The organism is Burkholderia sp. KBS0801 (assembly GCF_005937855.2).
Classification (GTDB): Bacteria; Pseudomonadota; Gammaproteobacteria; order Burkholderiales; family Burkholderiaceae; genus Burkholderia; species Burkholderia ambifaria.
This window is the reverse complement of the sequence record NZ_CP042178.1, coordinates 1304726-1325681: the sequence shown is the minus strand read 5'-3', so window position 1 is coordinate 1325681 and position 20956 is coordinate 1304726. Positions and strand designations below refer to the sequence as shown.

23 protein-coding genes and 5 pseudogenes are annotated in these 20956 nt (G+C 65.9%); 10 read left to right on the top strand and 18 right to left on the bottom strand.

The genetic code is table 11. The annotated features are described in order from the left end of the window. Positions 1-37 precede the first annotated feature (37 nt). From FFI87_RS22900 to FFI87_RS22880, 5 genes and pseudogenes are all read left to right on the top strand, one after another. The gene (locus FFI87_RS22900) at positions 38-499 is read left to right on the top strand and encodes an Lrp/AsnC family transcriptional regulator (RefSeq protein ID WP_012366127.1); all 462 of its coding nucleotides are present in this window, start codon (positions 38-40) and stop codon (positions 497-499) included. A gap of 111 nt (positions 500-610) precedes the next feature. Further along, positions 611-2275, top strand: a complete 1665-nt coding sequence (locus tag FFI87_RS22895; RefSeq protein ID WP_261378644.1) for a tetratricopeptide repeat protein — start codon at positions 611-613, stop codon at positions 2273-2275. A 44-nt stretch (positions 2276-2319) separates the two neighbouring features. After that, on the top strand, positions 2320-2583 hold the full coding sequence (locus FFI87_RS22890) for a PAAR domain-containing protein (protein WP_138848917.1): 264 nt from the start codon (positions 2320-2322) through the stop codon (positions 2581-2583). A gap of 47 nt (positions 2584-2630) precedes the next feature. Then, positions 2631-2784 (top strand): annotated as a pseudogene (locus FFI87_RS34930) (AsnC family transcriptional regulator); the annotation flags it as partial. An 86-nt stretch (positions 2785-2870) separates the two neighbouring features. Continuing rightward, positions 2871-3281 carry a VOC family protein gene (locus FFI87_RS22880; RefSeq protein ID WP_138848918.1) on the top strand — a complete coding sequence of 137 codons (411 nt, stop codon included), beginning with the start codon at positions 2871-2873 and terminating at the stop codon, positions 3279-3281. A gap of 95 nt (positions 3282-3376) precedes the next feature. Here FFI87_RS22880 and FFI87_RS22875 read toward each other — a convergent pair whose 3' ends face one another. The 4 genes from FFI87_RS22875 to FFI87_RS22860 all read right to left on the bottom strand — a co-directional run bounded on the left by FFI87_RS22875 (position 3377) and on the right by FFI87_RS22860 (position 6783). Next, positions 3377-4552 carry a collagen-like triple helix repeat-containing protein gene (locus FFI87_RS22875; RefSeq protein WP_138848919.1) on the bottom strand — a complete coding sequence of 392 codons (1176 nt, stop codon included), beginning with the start codon at positions 4550-4552 and terminating at the stop codon, positions 3377-3379. 410 nt (positions 4553-4962) lie between these two features. After that, entirely contained in the window at positions 4963-5310 is a 348-nt protein-coding gene (locus tag FFI87_RS22870) for a copper-binding protein (protein ID WP_138848920.1), read from the bottom strand. Positions 5311-5350: 40 nt separating this feature from the next. Next, entirely contained in the window at positions 5351-6142 is a 792-nt protein-coding gene (locus FFI87_RS22865; RefSeq protein WP_138848921.1) for a DUF2182 domain-containing protein, read from the bottom strand. Next, a complete protein-coding gene (locus FFI87_RS22860; RefSeq protein WP_138848922.1) occupies positions 6139-6783 on the bottom strand; it encodes a DUF1326 domain-containing protein in 645 nt (214 codons plus the stop codon). Before FFI87_RS22860 ends, FFI87_RS22865 begins: the two co-directional genes overlap by 4 nt. Before the next feature lie 272 nt (positions 6784-7055). Here FFI87_RS22860 and FFI87_RS22855 point away from each other — a divergent pair, with 272 nt between their 5' ends. Then, a complete protein-coding gene (locus tag FFI87_RS22855; RefSeq protein WP_138848923.1) occupies positions 7056-8219 on the top strand; it encodes an MFS transporter in 1164 nt (387 codons plus the stop codon). 23 nt (positions 8220-8242) lie between these two features. Here FFI87_RS22855 and FFI87_RS22850 read toward each other — a convergent pair whose 3' ends face one another. From FFI87_RS22850 to FFI87_RS22840, 3 genes and pseudogenes are all read right to left on the bottom strand, one after another. Further along, the gene (locus tag FFI87_RS22850) at positions 8243-8491 is read right to left on the bottom strand and encodes a hypothetical protein (RefSeq protein ID WP_012366135.1); all 249 of its coding nucleotides are present in this window, start codon (positions 8489-8491) and stop codon (positions 8243-8245) included. 311 nt (positions 8492-8802) lie between these two features. Beyond that, positions 8803-9318 carry a transferase hexapeptide repeat family protein gene (locus FFI87_RS22845; RefSeq protein ID WP_138848924.1) on the bottom strand — a complete coding sequence of 172 codons (516 nt, stop codon included), beginning with the start codon at positions 9316-9318 and terminating at the stop codon, positions 8803-8805. 3 nt (positions 9319-9321) lie between these two features. Continuing rightward, a pseudogene (locus FFI87_RS22840) lies at positions 9322-9573 on the bottom strand (electron transfer flavoprotein subunit alpha/FixB family protein); the annotation flags it as partial. Here FFI87_RS22840 and FFI87_RS22835 point away from each other — a divergent pair. Further along, positions 9566-9676: pseudogene (locus FFI87_RS22835) on the top strand (4-hydroxy-2-oxovalerate aldolase); the annotation flags it as partial. The pseudogenes FFI87_RS22840 and FFI87_RS22835 sit on opposite strands and share 8 nt — an antisense overlap. A gap of 293 nt (positions 9677-9969) precedes the next feature. Here the strand turns inward: FFI87_RS22835 and infA are convergent. From infA to FFI87_RS22800, 7 genes and pseudogenes are all read right to left on the bottom strand, one after another. Next, a complete protein-coding gene (infA, locus tag FFI87_RS22830) occupies positions 9970-10233 on the bottom strand; it encodes a translation initiation factor IF-1 (RefSeq protein ID WP_006751842.1) in 264 nt (87 codons plus the stop codon). A gap of 461 nt (positions 10234-10694) precedes the next feature. After that, positions 10695-10898 (bottom strand): cold-shock protein, encoded by a 204-nt coding sequence (locus FFI87_RS22825; RefSeq protein ID WP_006751843.1) that lies wholly within the window; start codon positions 10896-10898, stop codon positions 10695-10697. Between the two features lie 293 nt (positions 10899-11191). Beyond that, positions 11192-11424: pseudogene (locus tag FFI87_RS22820) on the bottom strand (3-ketosteroid-9-alpha-hydroxylase); the annotation flags it as partial. Further along, positions 11415-11708, bottom strand: coding sequence for a hypothetical protein (locus FFI87_RS22815; RefSeq protein WP_249185575.1), 294 nt, complete (start codon positions 11706-11708; stop codon positions 11415-11417). The gene FFI87_RS22815 and the pseudogene FFI87_RS22820, both read right to left, overlap by 10 nt. Before the next feature lie 221 nt (positions 11709-11929). Then, on the bottom strand, positions 11930-12346 hold the full coding sequence (locus FFI87_RS22810) for a type II toxin-antitoxin system VapC family toxin (protein WP_186381761.1): 417 nt from the start codon (positions 12344-12346) through the stop codon (positions 11930-11932). Next, positions 12333-12569 carry a FitA-like ribbon-helix-helix domain-containing protein gene (locus tag FFI87_RS22805; RefSeq protein WP_006753828.1) on the bottom strand — a complete coding sequence of 79 codons (237 nt, stop codon included), beginning with the start codon at positions 12567-12569 and terminating at the stop codon, positions 12333-12335. The genes FFI87_RS22810 and FFI87_RS22805 overlap by 14 nt, the downstream gene beginning before the upstream one ends. A gap of 251 nt (positions 12570-12820) precedes the next feature. Beyond that, a complete protein-coding gene (locus tag FFI87_RS22800; RefSeq protein WP_138848926.1) occupies positions 12821-14023 on the bottom strand; it encodes a glycosyltransferase family 87 protein in 1203 nt (400 codons plus the stop codon). A 227-nt stretch (positions 14024-14250) separates the two neighbouring features. Here FFI87_RS22800 and FFI87_RS22795 point away from each other — a divergent pair, with 227 nt between their 5' ends. Then, the gene (locus FFI87_RS22795) at positions 14251-15477 is read left to right on the top strand and encodes an acyltransferase family protein (RefSeq protein ID WP_138848927.1); all 1227 of its coding nucleotides are present in this window, start codon (positions 14251-14253) and stop codon (positions 15475-15477) included. A 726-nt stretch (positions 15478-16203) separates the two neighbouring features. Here FFI87_RS22795 and FFI87_RS22790 read toward each other — a convergent pair. Beyond that, a complete protein-coding gene (locus FFI87_RS22790; RefSeq protein ID WP_138848928.1) occupies positions 16204-17073 on the bottom strand; it encodes a LysR family transcriptional regulator in 870 nt (289 codons plus the stop codon). Between the two features lie 140 nt (positions 17074-17213). Here FFI87_RS22790 and FFI87_RS22785 point away from each other — a divergent pair, with 140 nt between their 5' ends. Then, a complete protein-coding gene (locus FFI87_RS22785) occupies positions 17214-18602 on the top strand; it encodes a DHA2 family efflux MFS transporter permease subunit (protein ID WP_138848929.1) in 1389 nt (462 codons plus the stop codon). 25 nt (positions 18603-18627) lie between these two features. Here the strand turns inward: FFI87_RS22785 and FFI87_RS22780 are convergent, their stop codons facing one another. Beyond that, positions 18628-19008 carry a DUF4377 domain-containing protein gene (locus tag FFI87_RS22780; RefSeq protein WP_138848930.1) on the bottom strand — a complete coding sequence of 127 codons (381 nt, stop codon included), beginning with the start codon at positions 19006-19008 and terminating at the stop codon, positions 18628-18630. A gap of 205 nt (positions 19009-19213) precedes the next feature. Here FFI87_RS22780 and FFI87_RS22775 point away from each other — a divergent pair. Further along, a pseudogene (locus tag FFI87_RS22775) lies at positions 19214-19483 on the top strand (hypothetical protein); the annotation flags it as partial. Positions 19484-19513: 30 nt separating this feature from the next. On the opposite strand, the gene FFI87_RS22770 reads toward FFI87_RS22775, so the two are convergent. Next, positions 19514-19732 (bottom strand): YXWGXW repeat-containing protein, encoded by a 219-nt coding sequence (locus tag FFI87_RS22770; protein WP_138848931.1) that lies wholly within the window; start codon positions 19730-19732, stop codon positions 19514-19516. 58 nt (positions 19733-19790) lie between these two features. Continuing rightward, positions 19791-20954 (bottom strand): DUF1501 domain-containing protein, encoded by a 1164-nt coding sequence (locus FFI87_RS22765; protein ID WP_138848932.1) that lies wholly within the window; start codon positions 20952-20954, stop codon positions 19791-19793. Positions 20955-20956 lie beyond the last annotated feature (2 nt).

The following is a 20956-nucleotide window of genomic DNA, read 5'->3' as shown; positions in this document are numbered from 1 at the left end:
GGAAAAATGGCGGCTTCACCTTAAAAACTCCGCCGCGATGGACGAACTCGACTGGAAGGTACTTGCGCTGCTGCAGGCCAACGGCCGCATCAGCTATACGGAGCTGGCGCGCCAGGTTCATCTGTCGGTGCCGGCGGTCACGGAACGCGTGAAGCGCCTCGAATCGGCCGGCGTGATCGACGGCTACACGGCGCGGGTCAATCCGGCGGCGGCCGGCTACCCGGTCAGCGCGCTGATCGGCATCACGGTGCCGCAGCCGGCGAAGGCGAAATTTCTGAAGCTGCTCGAGACGATTCCCGAAGTGGTCGAGTGCCATCACGTGACGGGCGCGGATTCCTACGTGATGCGGTTCATCGCGGTCAGCATGGCGCACCTCGAGCAACTGATCGAGCGCATCAACCTGTACGGCGAAACGCGCACGTCGATCGTGATGTCGACGCCGCTGCCGGCGCGCGGGCTCGCGCGTCCGGCTGCCGCGAGCAAAGGCGGTCGGGGGTGACACGAGCGCTCAAGGGTTTTCTACTTCCGTTTGAGGCTCACCGCGCCACAGGCACGATGCACGCCCAAGTGACCATTCCGTCGACGTCAGGCACATTGACCCTTACCTGAAATGAATCGATCCAACGCGAAATTCATCGGACTCATTCTGCGAGTTCTATTCGCCAGCCTCTGTGTGCTGGCCGCTGATTCGCAGGCCAGCCCTTTTACAGCACAGACCAGCAAGGTCAGTGCATCCATGTCCGACCTGCCACGTTACGAAAAACTGCCGTTGTTCAACCCGCATCGCAAGACCTTCACATGCGTGTATCAGGACCAACATGTACCGCCTGTCGATCCCCAGGCTGAATTGTGGTTTCAGCAGGCGCTGGCGCTCGATAACCCAAACATCGATTACGACAAGCGAGATTACGGGAAGATTTATCAACTCTACATGCAGGCCGCCGAGCGCAATCACTGGAAGGCCATGCTTAATATCGCCTCGATGATATTGAGCGACCGTCAGGGAGCGCCAACCCACGATCCGGAAACCGCCATCCGCTGGGTGGAAAAGGCAATGAAACTGGGCGTGCCTGACGCCTACGACATGATGGGCATCTACCATCAGAATGGGCTGGTCAAGGGCGGCGATGCCACCAGTGCCTATGCCTTCTTCCAGCGCGCTGCCGATATGGGCAGTCCATCCGCACAAACATTTATCGGGACAAAGACGGATGCGGCACATGACGACCCGGGCGGTGAATTCTGGGGCAATCTGCCTATTGCAACGCAAATGCTGGAATGTGCGCTTACTCAAGGATATGGAAATGCAGCGAAAGAGTTAGGACATGTCTACGCGAGGCCGCAAACTGCCGACGCGAGGCTGCGTGCACTCAAGGTCCTTCATGAAGGCGTCAAGTTAGGATCTGTCGAGTGCGCAAATAAGCTCTTTACTGAATTCGATGGAATGGATCTTGCTGATGGCACCAACTTAGTCGGCCATATCGACAAGGCACGCGCTGAACGTTACAGCAAGCTCGGGGATGCGCTGGAGTTTTATCAGGGCCGCCTGAAGCTGCCGAATCTCGACAAGGTACTTCCGTTGCCTCCCGCCCCGTTACCGAAATGGGATGGCAAAGTACAGACATTGATTGACGGCGCAAAGGCTGTGACCGCGCCCGCCAAACCGCAGAAGAGTATGGCGCTGCAAGGTCGGGAATTCATTCCGAGCAGGTATGCCGTGGCGGCACGAGAAGAAAGCACGATGGTCGTCACGGGTAACGATCCAGTATTGCTCGACGGCTATTGGCTCGCGCTGTATGGTCCGGCATCGACCTCCAAGGCCGACTTGATTCCCGCCCGGCAGAACACACCGGAGCGCTATCAAGTCGGCGAACGCTTTGGGGCGCCGTCATTCGACTGGCTGACAGCAGACCGGGTGCAGTGGCATTACCTTGGCGAAGCCTATCCGCTCCCACCGCAACGGTACGATTTTATGAAGCACATGATCGAAACCGGGCTGCTGCGCGAAGTCCCCGAGCCTGCTTCGCCAGTCCAATGCACCGGTCAACATCGTTGCCCGCTAACTGGAATATGGCAAGGTCACGTGGCTGCAGAGCACCCGATGGCAACGCTTTACAATCGATGGAATCGTCAAACGTTCGTCGAGAAAGGCGGGGCATTTCCGCATGCCGGAGACAGTTTCCTCGATGTCGCCATGACAGACGTGCAATGGACGTACCTCGGCAGTCCGAATGCCGAAACCGGTATGCCCGGCATCCATGCAATTGGAATGTAAATGCACGGGGCCTTCACGCCGCCGCACGCACAAGGAAAATACAAGTGGTTCGTCAGGTCATTGTGGCGGGTGATACGCTCGCGCCGCACGGCGGCACCGTTACGACAGGTTCGAATGCCGACGTGATAGACGGTAAGTCGATTGCCCGCAAAGGCGATACGGTCGAATGTCAGGAGCATGGAACGCAGACGATCGCTGAGGGCGACGCGAACGGTATGATCGGCGGCGCTCCGGTTGCGTTGCATGGACATCGTGTGACATGCGGCTGCACGTTGGTGAGTCGTTCAACCACCGTGTCGTGGTCCTGAGCGGAACAGAAACGCCGCCCGCCGGAACAATCGCATAGAAGCAAAGAGTGACCGGCACCGGTTCCTACGGGATGCGATTCGTCGCGATCGTCTTGGCGCACCGTGAGTAGCGGAGAGTCGATCAACCTGTACGGCGAAACGCGCACGTCGATCGTGATGTCGACGCCGCTGCCGGCGCGCGGGCTTGCGCGTCCGGCTGCCGCGGTCAAAGTAGTCGGGGGTGACACGATGCCCCGCGCCGCGCGATGCTGTGCCCTGCGCACCTTGCACGAACCGGACAACCTGCCATGTCAGTGATCGGAATCAATCATTACAACCTGCGCACGGATCGGGCGACGCTCGATACGCTGCGCGATTTCTATGTGAACGTCGTCGGCCTCGAGCAGGGCTATCGCCCACCGTTCCAGAGCGCGGGCTACTGGCTCTACGCGGGAACGCAGGCAATCCTCCACCTGTCGGAAGCGCGGCCCGGCGAGGTACGGCCATCGCACGTCGTCAATACGTTCGACCACATGGCGTTTTCATGCGAAAACGCCGCCGACATGGAACGGCGTCTCACCGATGCGCAGGTCCGGTACTCGCGCAGGTACGTGCCGCTCACGAGGCAGCTCCAGCTCTTTTTCGCCGACCCGGCCGGCAATGGCGTCGAGTTGAACTTCGCCAAGCCCGACCGCGATTCCGATAATGAACCGGGTTAGCACACGCGGTTCGGGCCGGCGATTCGTTCGTGCCGCCATGGCGTTGACGACGCGCCGTGCGCCGGTTGGGCGCGCTGACGGTCAGTACGGCCCCGTCACCTGCCGACCGCTCCGCCGAGCAAGCCGCCGACGAGCGACGTGACCGGCGCGAGCGGATTGCTCGTACCGCCCGACGTCGCACCGCCGCTCGTACCGGTGCCGGGACCGTTGTGCACGGTCGCCGGTATCCCGCCAACCACACTCGTCAGCAGGCCTGCCACCGGCGCGACGCCGTTTGCTCCGTTCGGATTCACGAGACCGCCCGCGTTGGTCACCGTATCGCCGACCGCTCGGACGAGTTGCCCGACATCGCCGACGACCGGCTGTGACGACGCGGCTGACACCTTCGTTCCGGCCGAGGTGATCGCCGCGCCGACCTGCCCGAGCAGGCCGGCGGCAGGCTGACCGAGGCCGGTCGCTGTGCCGACCTGTTGGGTGAGGTTGCCGGCCGTCGTCACGAGTGGCGTGATCGCCGAGCCGGCCGTCCGGGTCGCCTGCTGCACCGGACCTGACGACACGGTCGAGCCGACCATGGCGCCCGCCGACTGCAGCCCGTGGGCGACCGTGTCGAGCAGGCCGCCGACCGGCGTCGTGATGGGTGCGAGCGGCGACAGCGGCCCCGCGCCGAGCGCCCTGACCGTCTCGCTTAGGCCCAGGACGGGATTGCCCGTGGAGCTGACGACGGTGCCGAGTCCGGTGACTGTCCTGCCGACCGGGTCCGGCGTGATGCCGATCTGGCTGATGCCACCGCTCACCGCGTTCGCCGTGTCGCGGATGATCGAGCCCACGCCTGTGATGGTCGCGCCCGGGCCCGCAGTGAGGCTCTTGCCGACGCCCGGCAAAGTCACGTCGCCGACCGTGGTGCCGGCGTCGATCACGATCTGCCCGACCGTGCTGACGACACCGTTCGTGCCGGGCGCGCCGCTGGTGCCCCAACCGCCGCTCGTCGTGCCGATGGTGCCGCTGCTTGTGCCGCTGGTTCCACTGGTTCCACTGGTTCCGCTGGTCCCGCTGGTCCCGCTGGTCCCGCTGGTCCCGCTAGTCCCGCTAGTCCCGTTAGTTCCGCTGGTTCCGTTAGTCCCACTAATCCCACCGGTCACGCTCGTACTCGTGCCGATGCTATTAGCGGCCACGGTCGGTGCGGTGATGTCGCCGCCGCCGCACGCGGCCAGCGTGCATGCCGCAGCGATCGCGGCGAGCGCGACGCCGGTTCTGGTGAAATGGCGATGCATGGATGCCCTCGTCGGTTTTTTCTGATCAATGCATTCGACAAGCATCTCTCATGCCACCATGATCGGCGTCGCCGCAATTCCGCGATCGCTGCGCATCGGGCCCTCCCGGCGGCCGTTCCACGCAGGACGTGCGGCTTGCGGGCTGAAACCCACCCGTTAGATCCGCTTCGCATCGCCACCGAACGTTCACGTAACACGGGGAGCACGTTACGTAGCATCGGCACGAGACTGCGACGATACCTGCAATGGCGTCGAATCGAACATCACGAGCCCGCCGGTCATTTCGGTGACGAATTGGCGATGCGTGAACCGGCGGCCGACACTTCGGTGCAGTGGGAAAGGTAAGTGCACATGCCGACGACGAGCCATCCGTCACAGTCGCCCCCGGCACCGATCGCACCGGACATGCATCACGGCCGTTTCACAAGCGTCACGATCGTAAGCGTGCCGTTCACGCGCTCGACCCTTATCTTGACCTTGTCACCCACGTGCAGCGAATCGATCATCGCCGGGTCGCCGGCCTTGAACGCCATCGTCATCGGCGCCATCCCGACGTTCTCGAGCGCGCCGTGCTTCAGCGTCACCATGCCGTGCGCGGCATCGATCCGTTTCACTTCGGCATCGGTCAGCGCCGCATTCGACGCGGCCATCTTCATGTCGCCCATGCTCATGCCGGACATGCTGCCGGCCGCGCGCACCGGCGTGGCCACAACGGCCATCGCGCCAAAAACGGAGATGACGATGCATCGTGTCTTCATCGGGATTCTCCCGGCTGCGGCGAATGACGAATGCGCGCCGCTACACCAGCAACGTCGCGACCGCCCACGCAATCAGCACGACGCCGAGCGCGCGGCCGATGCGCTCGCCGCCCGGCAGCACCTTTTCGATCAGCACGAACAGCGACAACGCAACAATCCACACGACGTTCATCACGCCGCCGACGAACAGCAGCGCCATCAGCAGCCAGCAACAGCCCACGCAATACGCACCGTGGCGCACGCCGAGCAGGAAGCTGCCGGTGATGCCCGGCCGCCAGTACGTCGTGAGGAATCGGACCGGCGACCGGCATTGCCGCAAGCAGGCCTGTTTCAGCGGCGAAAACTGGTAGATGCCGGCCAGCGCGAGGACGATCGCGGAGAGCACAGCGCTCTTCGACCACAGCATCATCCCGGAGATCAGGCCGGCAGGCTGCAGCAGCATCTGCAGCACGGCCGCGACGACCGAGAACGCGAACCACGATGCCAGATAGCCGGCCAGCAGGAACGTCGACGTGAATGCCGATCCGCCGCCCGCCGGATCGTGATGCCGCAGCACGCGCCGGTACAGCAGCACGAGCGGTGCCGCGCCGGGCGTCATCATCGCGATCATCATCACCCACCACATCAGGATCACGGTCGCCAGCGACGGGGCCATCGCGCCCATGTCGTCGGCGAGCCGATGCGGGAACAGTGCGACCGCCGTCATGTCCAGCGCCGACATGCCGGTGCCGGCCCCCGTCCACAGGTAGGCCCAGCACGCGCCGGCGAGCGCGGTCAAGCCGAGCAGCGTGACGACGCGCTCGCGCCCGAGAACATCGTCGACGGGGATCATGCCGTGACGCGATGCCGGATCAGCCCGTGATTGTTCAGATGCAGCCGTGCGAACTGCGCGTAGCTGCCCTTGAGATCCAGCTCGATGTTGCCGTGCGACCGGCCGGTACCCGAACCGATCTCGGCCAGCTCGTATTCGAAGCCGTGCGGCAGGTCGATCCGTGCGCGATGTTCGGCGCCCGTCACCGGGTTGCGGATTGGTTCGCCGACGATGTCGAATACGCCGTCGACGCTGATCCGGCCGCGCCGCGCATCGACATCGACGTCGAACTCGATCTTCGCGAAGATCGGATCGTATGCCTGCTCGAGCGTCGACGCGAACACGGAGAACATCGTCGCGAATGGATCGGTATCCTGACCGGTCATGATCTTCAGCACGGCCTCGCATTGCGCGGGGCTCGCGCGATCGTCGACGATCGGCTGACAGCGGCCGTGGCCTTCGTGAATCGGCCCCGGCCACTGGAATACGACCGCGATCCGCACGCCGTCGAGCACCACGTCGCCGTAGTGACCGCTGTCGATTGAAATCGCACCCATTGCTTCGCAATTGCCATGCGTCGGCAGCGAATTGAACTGGCAGGGGCAACCGTATGAGCAATTGCAGTTCATTAGTTCGGTTCCCTGAATCTCCCACGGCGTCATGGCTTCACCTCGCGCGGTCGGCATACGTAACGTTTCGAATCTAGTGCACCCCACGGGGGAAAGCAAAATAAGTGCGATGCCCGTCGAATGTCGGTAAAAACAGCGTCCCCGCGGCGCGCAATGACACGTGCAATCGTTCATGTTCGGCCTATGTCGGACAAAAGCCGACGCCCCTTTTGCATCGCCACGAATGCGGGCATTCCGCATCGGTCCTGGTCCATACTGTCTCGCAATCGACCACTCCCCGACCGTCGTCGCCCCGGTTGGCTGTCATGCGCGTTCATAGTGCATTGCTCTTTCTCGTCGGCACCCTGCTTACCGCGGGCGGCTACGGCGCCACGTTCCTGCTGTCGATGCGTTTTCGCATGATCGGCGGCAGCGATCTCGATACCGGTGCGGCCTTGGCCGCCGCGACGGTCGGTACCTTCGCCGGCCTGTCGGTGGTCGGCTGGTTCTCGCGGCAGATCGGCGCCGCGCGGATCGCCGCGTTGTCGTCGCTGTGCATCGGTGCCGGCATCGTCGGCTTCGCACTCGTGGGGCGCGCGCCGTCCGCCGACTTGCTGTCCGGCTTCCTGGTCGGCTTCGGCTGGGGCGCGTTTCACCTGGCCGCGCCGATGTCGCTCGCCGAGCGCACCAGTGGCGCTGCGCGAAACGTCTGGTTCTTCCGGTCGTCCACCTTCCAGATGACGGGCATCGGCGCAGCCCCGGCATTTGCCGCGTATGCGATGCGGGTGCTCCACTGGTCGATCGACGACACGCTTTACGTGGTCGGCGCGCTATGCGCGCTCGCGTCGCTGATGCTGGAGGCGTTCGGCCGCCTGTGCCCGCGCCCGCCCGCCGCCGCGTCCGGCGGCCGCTGGGTGCGCGACCTTCGCGCCATCTCGCGCACGCGCGCAGCCGTGCCGATCGCGATGATCGCGCTCGGCACCTGCGTGTTCTCGGGCCTGATGACGTTCCAGATGTCGTTCATGCAAGGCACGCAAGCGCGCCCAGGCACATTCTTCAGCCTTTACACGGTGACGGTGGTGACCGCGCGCTGGCTGCTCGGCAAATGGGTGCGAATGGCGCGTCCGGAACTCGCGACCAAGGGGTTGCTCGTGACGATGTTGCTCGGGGCGCTCGCGATGTTCGGCGCGTCCGCGCACGCGTCGTTCCAGTCGATCGCGGCGGTGCTGCTCGGCGCCGGCTACGGGCTCGTGTATCCGGTCATCCAGGCGCAGGCGCTCAACGATTGCCCGGCCCCGCAACAGCACGGCGTGCTGACGTGGTTCGTCGCGTCGTATTTCATCGGCACGTTCGGCTTTCCGTCGGTCGGCGGCTGGGTGATGGTGCACGCCGGCAAGGGTGCGTTGCTGATGCTCATCGCGAGCTGCGGTTTAGCGGCGCTGTCGCTCGCGTTCCTGCACGACCGACCGGCGCCGGCGCGCATGCAATGAGCGGCGGCGCGATGCCGCGGCGGCTAGCTGGATTTCTTCGGTGCGCGTGCGACGGAGAACCACGCCATCGCCGCGCCCGCGACCCACGCGCAAGTCACAAGCAGGTCGAAGTCCATCATTGCCTCGAAATTCGCACTGTTCTCGAAGCTGCAATGCCGGCCGTGGAGGAATTCGATGCAACCGCTGACAACCCACTGGACGTGCATGAATACGTGATAGACGGCGAAGGCCGAAGCGATGACGGCGACGCGCAGGGGTATAGTCGTTTTCATTCGGCGCCGGAGGCGGTAGGCTGATCTGACGCCGATCTTAAGACAACGACGCCGCATCAGGCAATCGATCCCGCGCGAACGTCATGACCGGCATGCACGACAGCGATTCGCCATCCGCATAAACCCCGAGGAAACCCATGTCCGAACCTCACACGATCGCGCTGATCGTCGATCCTGAATACGGGGAGCGGATTCGTGCGGTTATATCGCGGGCGTTCGGCACGCGTGGGTCGTGACGTGACATGACGTGACATGACGTGACATGACTTGAACGACGCGCCGTCGACAAGCGCCGCTTACGCGTCGTCGATCTACCGGAGCGTCTTCAGGCAATCCACTGCGAGTTGCTGATAAACCCGCGTGCCATTCGCCCTCGCCGCGATCTCCGCGTCGCGCAGCCGCCGCACCACGCGCCCCGGCACGCCCGCGAGCAGCACGCCGCGCGGCACCTCGTAGCCGGCCTTCACGAACGCGCACGCGGCGACGATCGCCATTGCGCCGATCGTCGCGCCATCCATTACGACCGCGTTCATCCCGATCATCGTGTCCGGTTCGAGCGTCGCACCGTGCACGATCGCACCGTGGCCGATGTGGCTGTTCATGCCGAGCCGGCACGTCTCGCCGATGCCGACGTGCAGCACGCAACCGTCCTGCACGTTGCTTCCGTCGTCGACGACGATCGCGCCGAAATCGCCGCGCAAGCTCGCATGCGGGCCGATGTAGCAGCGCGCGCCGATCGTCACGTCGCCGATCACGACCGCGCTCGAATCAACGTATGCGGACGGATCGACGCGCGGGCGCATGCCGTTGAATTCGAACAGCGGCATCGCTCAGAGCACCGCGGTTGCGTCGGGCACGAGCGTGAACAGATCGCCGACGAGTCCGTAATCGGCCACGCTGAAGATCGGCGCTTCTGAGTCCTTGTTGATCGCGACGATGACCTTCGAATCCTTCATGCCGGCCAGATGCTGGATCGCACCCGAGATGCCGACCGCGATGTACAGCTGCGGCGCGACGATCTTGCCGGTCTGGCCGACCTGGTAGTCATTCGATACGTAGCCGGCGTCGACTGCGGCGCGCGACATTCTTGTCGAACTGGGCCGGCAACGGCTCGTCGGCGGCCAGGAGGACATGATCGAGGATGCTGCGCTGACGATGGTTCGAGCGCGGGCGGTGGCGGCGTAATCTGCGTAGCTTGATGGCATCGGCCGGCGTCGTCGCGGTCCGCGGGCGGCTTGACGCGCAAGCCGGCGCGGTCGCATTTCGCGACGCTCGTCGATGAGTTCCTGCGGGACGCGGCCGCTCGAGCGTTGTACACGCAGCGCGACCGGAAAAGAGGACCTTGGCCGCCGCGGCACTGCACCGCCGCCGACGACCGACGAACGGCGCTGATCACGCCGTCCATCCGGTGTGCCCGGCCGCATGAGCGGGCCGGACGGTTTCGATCGGAGCAGCGTTGCGCGCCCGACCGTTACTGCTTAGCGACGCGGTTGCCCGCTGCGCGGCGGACGCGTCGAATTCGCGTCCTTGTGACGGAAGTTGATGCGCCCCTTCGTCAGATCGTACATCGACAGTTCCAGCGTCACACGATCACCCGCGAGAATACGGATGTGGTTCTTGCGCATGCGGCCCGACGCGTACGCGCCAACCACGACGCCGTTTTCCAGCGTGACACGGTATTTGCTGTCCGGCAGCACTTCGTCGACGATTCCGTCCAGTTCCAACAGTTCTTCTTTTGCCAAACCAATTCCTCCAGAGAAGGTAAATGACCGCGGCCACGGCGAGCTCACCGGCGCCGTGGCCCGCAACGGGACGGCCGCCGGCAGGATGCCGGGTTTCAATTCGTTCAGACGGGCGACGGGCCCGTCTTGCAATCGGAGCCCGGCGCATTGCGGCGGTCGGGCGGTCAGTGGCGGCGGTGCGATCAGCACCGCGCAAAGTCGGGACCGTGCCATGTGCGGCATGGCGACGGCCTACGGGTTGCAGCATGGGCCGCTGGCGACGCGGCGAGCGCTTCGCGAGGGCGTTGAATCGCACGTCGTACGGACCTGCGATGAATGAGGGAAGCACACGACCGATGCATCGTGTGTACCGCGATGCATCGGTCGTGTGCGTCGGAACGCGCAGGACACCGGCTAGGGCCGGCATCCGCGCGAGCTCCGTCCGGCAGCGGCCGCCATTCGGCGGCCGCTGCCGACACGGCTTACTGCGGCGTGATGTTCGACGCTTGCAGGCCCTTCGGGCCACGCTTCACTTCGTAGCTGACCTTCTGACCTTCGGCCAGGGTCTTGAAGCCCGTGCCGCGAATTTCAGAGAAATGGGCGAACAGATCGTCGCCGCCGTTATCCGGGGAGATGAAACCAAAACCCTTGGTTTCGTTGAACCACTTGACGGTACCGGTATCCACAAATACTTCCTTAATACGATTGAGAACAGCGCCCGCAACGGGCACAGAAAGAATCAAAGAGGGAGAGACCAACGACTGCCGCACAATGTGCAGTGCGGCCAATGATGAGCAATCGAACTTCTTGAAGACTTCGGTCTCGGACACTACGCGGTACCGGCCGATCCGTCAAGCTCTTTTCGATACGACCAACGCGCGTGCCAGCGTGTCCGCCTTGCCTGGCGGGCCTCGGCGGCAATCGGGAGAGAGTAACGATTCCCTCCCCTTTTTTGCCGCGCGCCGCCGTTACCGCGGTTCACGTGATGCAGCGCCGGGGGCGTCCCGCCGTCGCGGATCGTCATCTCGAACGCCTTGCAGGCACGCTCGACGGCCGCACGTCGGCCGCGTCCCGGTAGAACTTCGAATACCAGTCGCGCATCTGGTACAGCGGCCCGTCGCCCTCGCACAGCAGCGGGTTGTCGATGCGCGTCTTGCTGTGCCAGATGTCGACGTACTCGTAGAACGCGCGCTGCGCTTCCTTCACGTACGCGCGTCGCGCGTGGCACGCACCGCTTCGACGCCCGCCTGCTGCAATGTCGCGAGCGCGGCGTCGAACGCGGCGCCGTCGGGTAGTTCCCAGCCCGACGCGAAATAGCGGTCGGTCGTGCCGGGGACGATCACGTAGCGGAAATCGCGCTCGTCCATCTTCAGGTACAGCGCGCCGTCGGGCGCGTCGAGCACCTGCATGCCCAGCACGTCTTGCGCGTAGCGGCGCCACGCATCGACGCGGGTCGCCTCGACGACGACGTAGCCGAGCGCACGGACATCGATCATGCCGGCCTCCTCCAGGTTCAGAATCCGTTGTTCGTGAAAGGATTCTGGCCGGTCGGGGATGGCGGCACGTCGTCTGTTGGGACGGGAGGCGGAGGGGGAATTGGCGGGAGCGGGTGGAAATCGGGGCGCGGAGGGGTGCTCCGCGCAAGCCCGGTGGAACGGGCTAGGCGCGACGGAGAAGACGGGAAGCTGGGCGGTTGCCGCGATGCCCGCGACTTCGATCAATCGAACGGGTTCAGCAGCCGGACGCCGGTGCGAGCGAAATCGTCGACATTGCGGGTGACGACCGTCAGATCGTTGATCAGCGCGGTGGCCGCGATCAGGTGGTCGAGGGCATGGGCCGGATCGGGCACGCGCAAATGGCCCCACATCTGGGCGGTCTCGATATCGACCGGCAGGATGTTCGACGCATAGCCGGACAGGATCGTCGCCATCCATGCCTCGAGCGCCGACGCCTGCGGGTGATCGCCGCGATGACGGATCAGGTCGACGCCGCGCCGCAGTTCGGCCACCGTCACGATCGACAGGTAAAGCGGGCTCGCGTCGGCCGCCGCCTGCCTGAAGAATGCGCGCACGCCGCGGTTGGTTCGCTTGCCCTTTCTGATCTCGCTGATGACGTTCGTATCAATCAAAAACACGCCTGACCTCGCCGGAATCCTGAACACGTTGGAAATCCGCGTCTTCGCCGACGTCCGGCATGCTCATCAGCACTTGCGCGAATGTCCGTCGCTTCGGCCGGCCGAGCGCCTCGGCCAGAATGGCCCGATGTTCGGCCTCGGCGCTCCTGCCGTTGGCCGCGGCCTGCTCGCGCAGGCTCTGAACGATACTGTCATCCACGTTACGCACCAGAAGATTTGCCATAGGTACCTCCATCCAGATTGCTATCAATGATAGCGCCGTGCCGGTGAATTGCAAGCATTGCTATCATCGTGACGACCAGATGGAAGCCGGAAGTCGGCGCGGGCCGCCGGCAGCAGGCGGCAGAAAGCCCCTCGCTCCGCCGCTGGCCCGACGCGTCGAACTGCTGTCGTGCACGGTAAGCCGAATCGAGGCGATGAAAAAGACGGCCGAATGGCCATGCACCGGCGGGCAGCCGAGGCAGATGCGCGTCGTCAGGCGCGCAACCGTGTCGAATCCGACGCGCGCCGTACGACCATCGCCAGCACCGCCATCAGGACCGCGGCCGCAACCGGCCACATCGTGCCGGCGATGACCGCGGCGAATGCCTGGGCGGGCGCGATCCACGCGAGTGCCAGCACGACCGATTCGAGCTGGTTCGGCCGGACGTTCCGGCAGTCGAGCAACAGGAAGGTCAGCGGCAACACCAGCCACAGCAGGTCGTAATACATGTAGTACGGCTGCACCAGCAGCGTCGCCGCGGCCAGTGCCGCCGCGCGCAGTTCGAAGCGCGCCGCGCGCCGCGTCCAGACGTACACGACGGCCGCGGCGGCAGCCACCGCGACGCACATCTGCACGCCGTACGCGAGCTGGACCGACAGGCCCGCGGCCCGCGCGCCCCCGACCAGCGACGGCATACCGCGCCACAGCGTCTCGCCGTGCTCGACCACACTGCGGTTGAATGCGGGCAGGAACGCAAGAAACGCGGTCCACGCCTGCAATCCGAATACGGCCACCGAGGTCGCGACGATCGCGGCACTGAACAAGCCCGCCGACACCAGCGCTTTCCAGTGCCGCCCGCAAATCAGCGCCAGCGGGAACAGCACGCCGTATTGCGGCTTCACCACCAGGATCGCGATGCAAGCGCCGGCGATGACCGGACGCGATCGCAACAGCAGCAATGCCGCTGCGGCCGCCGTGACGGTCAGGAACGCGTTCTGCATCGAGAGCGCGGCGCCGATGAAGCCCGGAAATGCGGCCACCACTATCCGCCACTGGCCGTCGAGCGGGCGCGTCAGCCGCGCGACGACGGCCGCGTAGCATACGATCGCCAGTACGCCGAACAGCACGAGAGCGGGCACGAACGGCAGCAGGCCGAACGGGATGACGACGAGCAGGAAGGTCGGCGGATACGGCCAGGGCGCGAAATTATCGAACGGCCGGAGCGCGGCCTCGATCGGCTGGATCCATTGCGGCGAGAAAATCGCCGTCGGGCCGTGCTCCAGCGCGACCCGCGCCGTCGCCCAGAATATCGCGAAGTCCGACCCGACCATCGGTGCGGACCGGTCGTGCAACCGGTAATAGCGGACCGCCCAGACGACGAGGCACAGCAATTGCAGCACGAGCGCCGCTGCGGCATACGTTGCGACACGCCGCGCATCGACCATGCGATCGTCCGACCCGCGTATCGTCTCCATCGCCCCACCCCGCGCGTTGTTGTTCCAGTGAAGTACAGATGACGCCCGCCGCATCGAAACATCGTGTTGCATCTCCAAGCGGCACGCCGTCGTGACCGTTTGATACCATCAACGCACAAGACCGGCGATCGAACGCCGCACGAAGCGCGCAGAAGACCTTGCATCGACGCGGACCATCCGTGCCTGAAATTCCGATCCAAGCGATCCAAGACACGAGACGCCCTTCAGTGGACCTGATTACCCCTTCTCTGGATACCCTGTTTTCCCCGACTCCCGACAAGCTCTACTTCCCGGCCTGCCTTGCGGCCGTCGCGATCATCGCGTGGCTCGTCGCGAGGCACGTACCGTTCTACCGGTCGGCCGTCGACAAATCGCTGTCGATGCGCCATCCCAACCTGGACGGATTCCGCGGCATCCTGGCGACCTCCGTCGTGTTCCATCACTTCGCGTGCAACCAGGGCTTGCTGGCGACCGGCGTCTGGGGCGCCCCTTCCGACTTCCTGCGCAATCTCGGCACGATTCCCGTCGCGCTGTTCTTCATGGTCACCGGGTTCCTGTTCTGGGAACGCGCATGTAGAGGCACGCTCGACGTGCGGAGCTTCTTCGTCGGGCGCGTGCGGCGCGTCGCCCCGCTCTACCTCTTTTACGCGATCGTCATCGTCGCCTGCACGCTGTACTGGTTTCCCCGCAATGTCGTCGACGCGCCGATCCGGTTGCTGGCCGATCTGCTCAAAGCCGTTTCTCTCGGCTGGTTCGGCGCATTCCCGGTCAACGGCGCGGAACACACCGGCTATCTGAGCGGCGTCTGGTGGACGCTCGCGTATGAATGGCGGTTCTACGTCGCGATTCCGTTTCTCGCGTGGTTCGTCGCGACGCGCGCATGGCGCAAGCTGCTCGCGTTCGCGATCGTCACGTTCTGCGCCGCGCTGTTCGGGCCGCCCGGCGGGATGGCCCTGCTGTTCGCGTTCGGCGCGCTGGCGTTCGAGGCATCGCGACATCCCGCGATCCGCTCGCTGTTCGCCACGAAATCGGCGTCCACCGTCGCGCTGCTGATTCTCGCCGTCGCCCCGTATCCGGCCGAACGCTACTCGATCGAGGGCGCGTTGCCGCTGCTCCCCGTGTTCCTGTGCGTGGCGTGCGGGAACACGTTCTACGGCGTGCTCGAAACCCGACCGCTCGCGCTGCTCGGCACCGCCAGCTTCAGCATTTACATGCTCCACATGGCGATCGTGTACGCGATCGTCCGCGCATTCAACAAGTTCGTTTTCCCGATCAATTCCGTTGACGACTCCGGCATCTGGGCGCTGTCGCTCGCGTGCGCACTGGTCGCCGTCTTCTGTGCGCTGCTGACTTACCGCTACATCGAGCACCCGTTCATCGCGAAGCGCAACGATGCGCGCCCGGCCCGCAGGACGGTCGAACCCGCACGCGAGCAAAGCACGGCCGCGCTGTGACGCCTGCGCGGCTCAGAACCGGTACGAGATCCCGATCTGGAGGACCGGATACCACCGATACCGCGACATCTTCCGATTCAGTTCATCGAGGCCGCTGGAGACCGGAATCCGGCCTTTCTGCGGGCCCGGCCGCGGCGGCCAGTGCACCGTTTGGGCATCGACCCGCCGCGAGCAGCGCATGCCGCCACGCGCAGCGGGTCCCCCGGCACGACACCTTGCAAGCAAGCTTGCTGTTTGACGGATCGAGCGTGCGGTGCCCGTTCGTGTCGCCGATACGACGCTGCGCGCGTCCGACACGTCGGGCCGCCATCCCGCGGCTCGAGCCGATCCCCGATGTTTCGATGTCGTTGCGTGCCGCTCCCGCGATTTATCGTGAATATCAGTCGCGGTTGTGACGAGCGGCACGGGGCTCACCGCAAGGCGTGTGCCATGCGGCGCGAACCCACGCGGGACAAGCGTCGCCCTCACCTGCGAAGCGTGACGGGTGGGGGAATCGACGGAAATGTTTCAGGAACGCATCTGTTTTCGATGCATCATCGCCGTGCAGATGACCGGCGGTTTCGCGCAGCGGGCGCTGCAATGCACGCCGGACACGCACAGGTGAGTCGTCGGCATACCGAGAGCGGCGATGCGTGGCGCGTGGCACGGCCGGCGGGCGCCCGGCAGGATGCGGTGCGATCGGCGGCTGTCGGGTAACCATCGGCAGCTGTCAGGTAACGCCGTGCGCTACACGCCCTGATCGGCCGCGCCGGGTGCGCGCAGGTCGCTGGTTTCCAGCAGCTCGAGCAGCGTGCCGGCCGGCTGGCTGAGCCGCTTCGCGGCGAGTGCGATGAATTCGACGTCGGGTAGCGCGGGCAGCCCGTCGCCGTTTACCGGCGTCGCCAGGCCGCGCGCCGACAGATACTGCGACGTCGCGGTGAGCCCGAGCCCGGCCCGCGCGGCCGCGATGCAGCCCGGCTGGCTGCTGCTCGAACACACGACTTCCCAGCCGATCCCCTTTTCCGCGAGCGCGTTCAGCACGACCGCGCGCGTGACGCTCGGCTCGGCCACCAGCACGAGCGGCAGCGGCCGCTCCAGGTCGACCACGGTGCCCGGCCGCGCGACCCACTCGAGCCGCGCGCGCAACAGCGGCGTGCCGCGCCGCTCGCCGAGCCGCCGCTTGCCGATCATCAGGTCGAGCGCGCCCGCATCCATCAGTTCGTAGAGCCGGCTCGTCATGCCGGTCGTGATTTCCAGCGCGACGTCGGGGTGCGCGGTGCGAAACGCCGCGAGCACGTCCGGCAGCGCGACCAGCGCGAGATCGTCCGATGCGCCGAGCCGCACGCGGCCCTGCAGCCGCGGCTTGCGAAACTGCGATTCCGCGCGGTTCAGCGCCTGCAGGATCACGTTCGCATGCACGAGCAGCGCCTCGCCGTCGGCCGTCATCGCGATCGAATGGGTGTCGCGCACGAACAGCCGCCGCCCGACGCTCTCTTCGAGACGACGGATGTGTTCGCTGACGCTCGACTGGTTGAGCCCGAGCTGCCGGCCCGCTTCGGTGAAGCTGCGGCAGTTCGTGACGGTCGCGAACGTCTTGAGCCAGACGGGATTGAGCATCCCGCATTGTCATCGCCGATTACGATGACAGTCAATGCCATCAGGCAGCTTCCCGATGACCACCGGAATCGATACCATCCAGTGCTTGTAGACCGGCCGTGCCACGTCGCCATGCCGGTCGACGCACTTCCCACTTCGTCATGTCCCGCGAACCCTCACATTCCGCGCTGCTGTGGATCGTCGCCGCCGCATTCTTCATGCAGTCCCTCGACACGACGATCGTCAACACCGCGCTGCCGTCGATCGCGCAAAGCCTGCATGCGTCGCCGCTCGCGATGCAGCCGGTCGTGGTCGTCTACACGCTGACGATGGCGATGCTCACGCCGGCGTCCGGCTGGCTCGCCGACCGGTTCGGCACGCGCCGCGTGTTCTCGCTCGCCATCCTCGTGTTCTCGCTGGCGTCGATCGGCTGCGCCGCGTCGCACACGCTCGGCCAGCTCGTCGTCGCGCGTGCCGTGCAGGGCATCGGCGGCTCGATGCTGCTGCCGATCGGGCGGCTTGCGGTGTTGCGCCGCGTGCCGGGCGAACAGTACGTCGCGGCAATCGCGTTCGTGTCGATCGCCGGGCAGCTCGGCCCGATCATCGGGCCGACGCTCGGCGGCTGGCTCACGCAGGCGATTTCCTGGCACTGGGTATTCATCGTCAACGTGCCGGTCGGCGTGGTCGGCTTCATCGCGGTGCAGCGCTTTCTGCCGCACGACCAGGCGACGCAGCCGCCGCCGTTCGACTTCGTCGGCTGTGCGTTGCTGTCGGTCGCGATGCTCGCGCTGTCGCTCGCGATCGATCCGCCGATGCCCGCGCACCGCACCGGCTGGGCGATCGGGCTCGCCATGCTCGGCATGGCGAGTGCGCTCGCGTACCTCCCTCACGCACGGCGCCGCGCGCAGCCGCTGTTCCGGCTCGGGTTGTTCCGCGAGCCGAATTTCGGCTCGGGGCTGCTCGGCAACCTGCTGTGCCGGATCGGCACGAGCGCGGTGCCGTTCATGCTGCCGCTGCTGATGCAGGTGCAGCTCGGCTATACGCCGCTGCAGTCGGGGATGATGATGCTGCCGGCCGCGATCGCCGGCGTGATCGCGAAGCGCTGGATCGCGCCGCTCGCGAAACGCTTCGGCTATGCGACGTTTCTGGTCGTGAACACGGGGATCGTCGGCTGCGCGATCGCAGGCTTCGCGCTGGTGTCGGCGCGGCCCGCGCCGGTGCTGGAGATGGCATTGCTGATCGTGTTCGGCGCCGCGAACTCGATGCAGTTCGCCGCGATGAACGCCGTGACGCTCAAGGGGCTGTCGCACGCCGACGCCGGCAGCGGCAACAGCCTGTTCACGATGATGCAGATGCTGGCGATGGGGCTCGGCGTGTCGATCGGCGGCGGGCTCGTGAACCTGTTCGCCGCGCGTTGGGGCTCGATGGCGAACGGCTTCATGTTGTCGTTCGTCTGCATGGGCTCGGTCACGCTGCTGTCGTCGGTCGTGTTCCGGCGGATCGATACTGCCGCGCCGCCGAGGCCGGTTGCGCCGGGGGCGTCGGCGTAAGCGGCGACGCGGGTGGGCGTGGCCGTCAGTTCACCTGACGCCGCTCAACAACACGCTTGAGCACCCAGCGGATCGACGAAGCGTCGGCCGGCGGCTGCGCGACGCGGTACTCGTCGACTTCCAGCACGTATTGATAGCCGGGCTGGTACGCGAAGCCTTCGATCCCCGCGTACCACAAGCTCCACGGCTCGGCCGGGCTGCTGCGCACCTGCAGGCAATCCATCGGTGCGACGCCCGTACAGCGCGCTGCCTGCGGCGCGACATAAACGGTCCTGGTCACGGGCCGGGCGTCCACCGGGCGAGCCGCGCGCGAGTCTGTCGCGGCCGCGTCGGTCTGGCATCCGGCGAGCAGCGTGCTGCCGGCAAGCACGGCCGCGCCGAGCAGCGTTCTGGTGTTGCGAATCATCTGGAGGTCCTCAGGAAGCGTTGGCGGGCCGATTAGACGAGCGCCGCTCCGGGAAAGTTCACAAACGGCTTACAGCCGGCGTGCCGCTCCCCTCACGTCTGCACGCTCGTCGCGACCGCGATGCTCGATGAGCGCTGCACGATCATGAAGACTCATTTTCTCTCGGAGGATATCTTCGCCGAATGCGACGGCCTGCGCGTGGGTGCTCACGCGCCATCCGGGCCCGCCGCTGTGGTTGGCGGTCAAGGATGCGATCGCCACGATGCCGCGCGACGATGCGCGCGCATCCTGCCACACGGATCGTACGCGCTGGGCCTTCAGCGCTGGCTCCCAGATGGCGGACGGTCGTGTCGACTCGCAGCTCATGCGCGCCAACCTCGGCCACGTATCGCCGCCGACGACGAGCCAGTATCTGCATGCGGACGACGACTGGCAGCACAGCGAAACCGAGGCAAAGCACCGGCCCGGATGGTGAACGGCCCGCCCTTTGCACGCTTCGCCCGCTTCAATACACGGCCACCCAGTGCCCCGGCACCCACGCCCAGTGGTTGCCGGCCCAGCGGTAATGGCCCTTCGCCCAGCGATAACCGGGCGCGGGCTGCGGCGGCGCCACCTCTACGACCGGCGCAGGCTGCGGCGGCCGCGCCGGTTCAACCACGCACGCGGACATCAGCGCGGCGCTCGCGCTCACCAGTACGGCAAGCGATACGGATCGGATCTTCATCGTCGATTCTCCCTGTCATGTAATCGGTTGGTGGACGCGAACGCGCGCATGCCGCGCGTCACGCCGTTGTACGAACGAGGCCCGTCATCGGCCGCGTCGTGCCGCTTTCCGCGAACAACGTGGACGCGGTACGGCCGGGATCGAGCCGCAGGCTCTCGGCGGCCGCGCCCGCGATCAGCGCGTCGAGCGACGCGGTCGGTTTCAGGTCGCGCCCTTCGTACAGGTCGCCTGGCCGCAAGCCGGGCCAGTCGGCGATCACGCGGCCGCCCGCGACCGCCCCGCCCGCCAGCATCGCGACCGACGCCTGCCCGTGATCGGTGCCGCCCGTACCGTTCGCGGCGGCTGTGCGCCCGAACTCGGTCGCGACGAGCACCGTGGTCTGCTGCCACACGGGCCCGAGTCCGTCGCGCAACGCGGCGAGCATCGTGTCGAGCGCCTTCAACTGATTCGCGAGCCGTGCGTTCTGCGCGCTGTGCGTGTCCCAGCCGCCCGTCTCGATCATCGCGATCCGCGGGCCGTCGTCGCGCGCAAGAAACGTCGCCGCGAGCTTGCCGACGCCCGCCGGGTCCTGACGCGCATGCGCATCGCCGGCGAGGCCGCGCGCGGCCATCGCCGACTGCCACAGCGGCCCGAGCTGCGCGTCGGCCTCGTAAAGCGCCGACACGCGCGCGAGCAGATCGTCCGGCGCGGCCGGCAAACCGGATGCCGCATACGACGCGGCCTGCACGCCGCCGCGCAATGCGAGCGGCACCGTCGGCGCGAATGCGATCGCGCGCTCGCGCGTCGCCGGCAACATCGCGGCGAGGCGGTTCAGCCAGCCGTCCTTCACCTGATACGGCGCGCGGCCGCCCGTCTCGAGCACGTTCTGGCCATCGAAATGCGAGCGGTCGCGATACGGCGATGCAATCGCGTGGACGAACAGCGCCTGTTTGTCGCGAACCATCCGTGCGGTCTGCACAAGCGACGGATGCAGCGCGAACGTGCCGTCGACACGTGTCGCCGTCGACGGATCGATCGCCAGCGGGCCGCGCAGCGACGCATACGCGGGCTCCGCATACGGGACGACGATGTTCAGCCCGTCGGCCGCGCCGCGCTGGATCACGAACACGAAGCGCCGGTCGGTCTCGACATTCGCGAACACGATACGCGGCGCGACGAGCATCGCACCCGCACCGGCCGCGGCAATGCTCAGGAAATGCCGACGGGTAATGGATCGAGCCATGT

Coding starts and splice junctions, on each gene's coding strand:
- FFI87_RS22900 (WP_012366127.1), top strand. CDS start 38: ATGGACGAACTCGACTGGAAGGTACTTGCGCTGCTGCAGGCCAACGGC.
- FFI87_RS22895 (WP_261378644.1), top strand. CDS start 611: ATGAATCGATCCAACGCGAAATTCATCGGACTCATTCTGCGAGTTCTA.
- FFI87_RS22880 (WP_138848918.1), top strand. CDS start 2,871: ATGTCAGTGATCGGAATCAATCATTACAACCTGCGCACGGATCGGGCG.
- FFI87_RS22875 (WP_138848919.1), bottom strand. CDS start 4,552: ATGCATCGCCATTTCACCAGAACCGGCGTCGCGCTCGCCGCGATCGCT.
- FFI87_RS22870 (WP_138848920.1), bottom strand. CDS start 5,310: ATGAAGACACGATGCATCGTCATCTCCGTTTTTGGCGCGATGGCCGTT.
- FFI87_RS22865 (WP_138848921.1), bottom strand. CDS start 6,142: ATGATCCCCGTCGACGATGTTCTCGGGCGCGAGCGCGTCGTCACGCTG.
- FFI87_RS22860 (WP_138848922.1), bottom strand. CDS start 6,783: ATGACGCCGTGGGAGATTCAGGGAACCGAACTAATGAACTGCAATTGC.
- FFI87_RS22855 (WP_138848923.1), top strand. CDS start 7,056: ATGCGCGTTCATAGTGCATTGCTCTTTCTCGTCGGCACCCTGCTTACC.
- FFI87_RS22850 (WP_012366135.1), bottom strand. CDS start 8,491: ATGAAAACGACTATACCCCTGCGCGTCGCCGTCATCGCTTCGGCCTTC.
- FFI87_RS22845 (WP_138848924.1), bottom strand. CDS start 9,318: ATGCCGCTGTTCGAATTCAACGGCATGCGCCCGCGCGTCGATCCGTCC.
- FFI87_RS22815 (WP_249185575.1), bottom strand. CDS start 11,708: ATGATCGATGTCCGTGCGCTCGGCTACGTCGTCGTCGAGGCGACCCGC.
- FFI87_RS22805 (WP_006753828.1), bottom strand. CDS start 12,569: ATGGCAAATCTTCTGGTGCGTAACGTGGATGACAGTATCGTTCAGAGC.
- FFI87_RS22800 (WP_138848926.1), bottom strand. CDS start 14,023: ATGGAGACGATACGCGGGTCGGACGATCGCATGGTCGATGCGCGGCGT.
- FFI87_RS22790 (WP_138848928.1), bottom strand. CDS start 17,073: ATGCTCAATCCCGTCTGGCTCAAGACGTTCGCGACCGTCACGAACTGC.
- FFI87_RS22785 (WP_138848929.1), top strand. CDS start 17,214: ATGTCCCGCGAACCCTCACATTCCGCGCTGCTGTGGATCGTCGCCGCC.
- FFI87_RS22780 (WP_138848930.1), bottom strand. CDS start 19,008: ATGATTCGCAACACCAGAACGCTGCTCGGCGCGGCCGTGCTTGCCGGC.
- FFI87_RS22770 (WP_138848931.1), bottom strand. CDS start 19,732: ATGAAGATCCGATCCGTATCGCTTGCCGTACTGGTGAGCGCGAGCGCC.
- FFI87_RS22765 (WP_138848932.1), bottom strand. CDS start 20,954: ATGGCTCGATCCATTACCCGTCGGCATTTCCTGAGCATTGCCGCGGCC.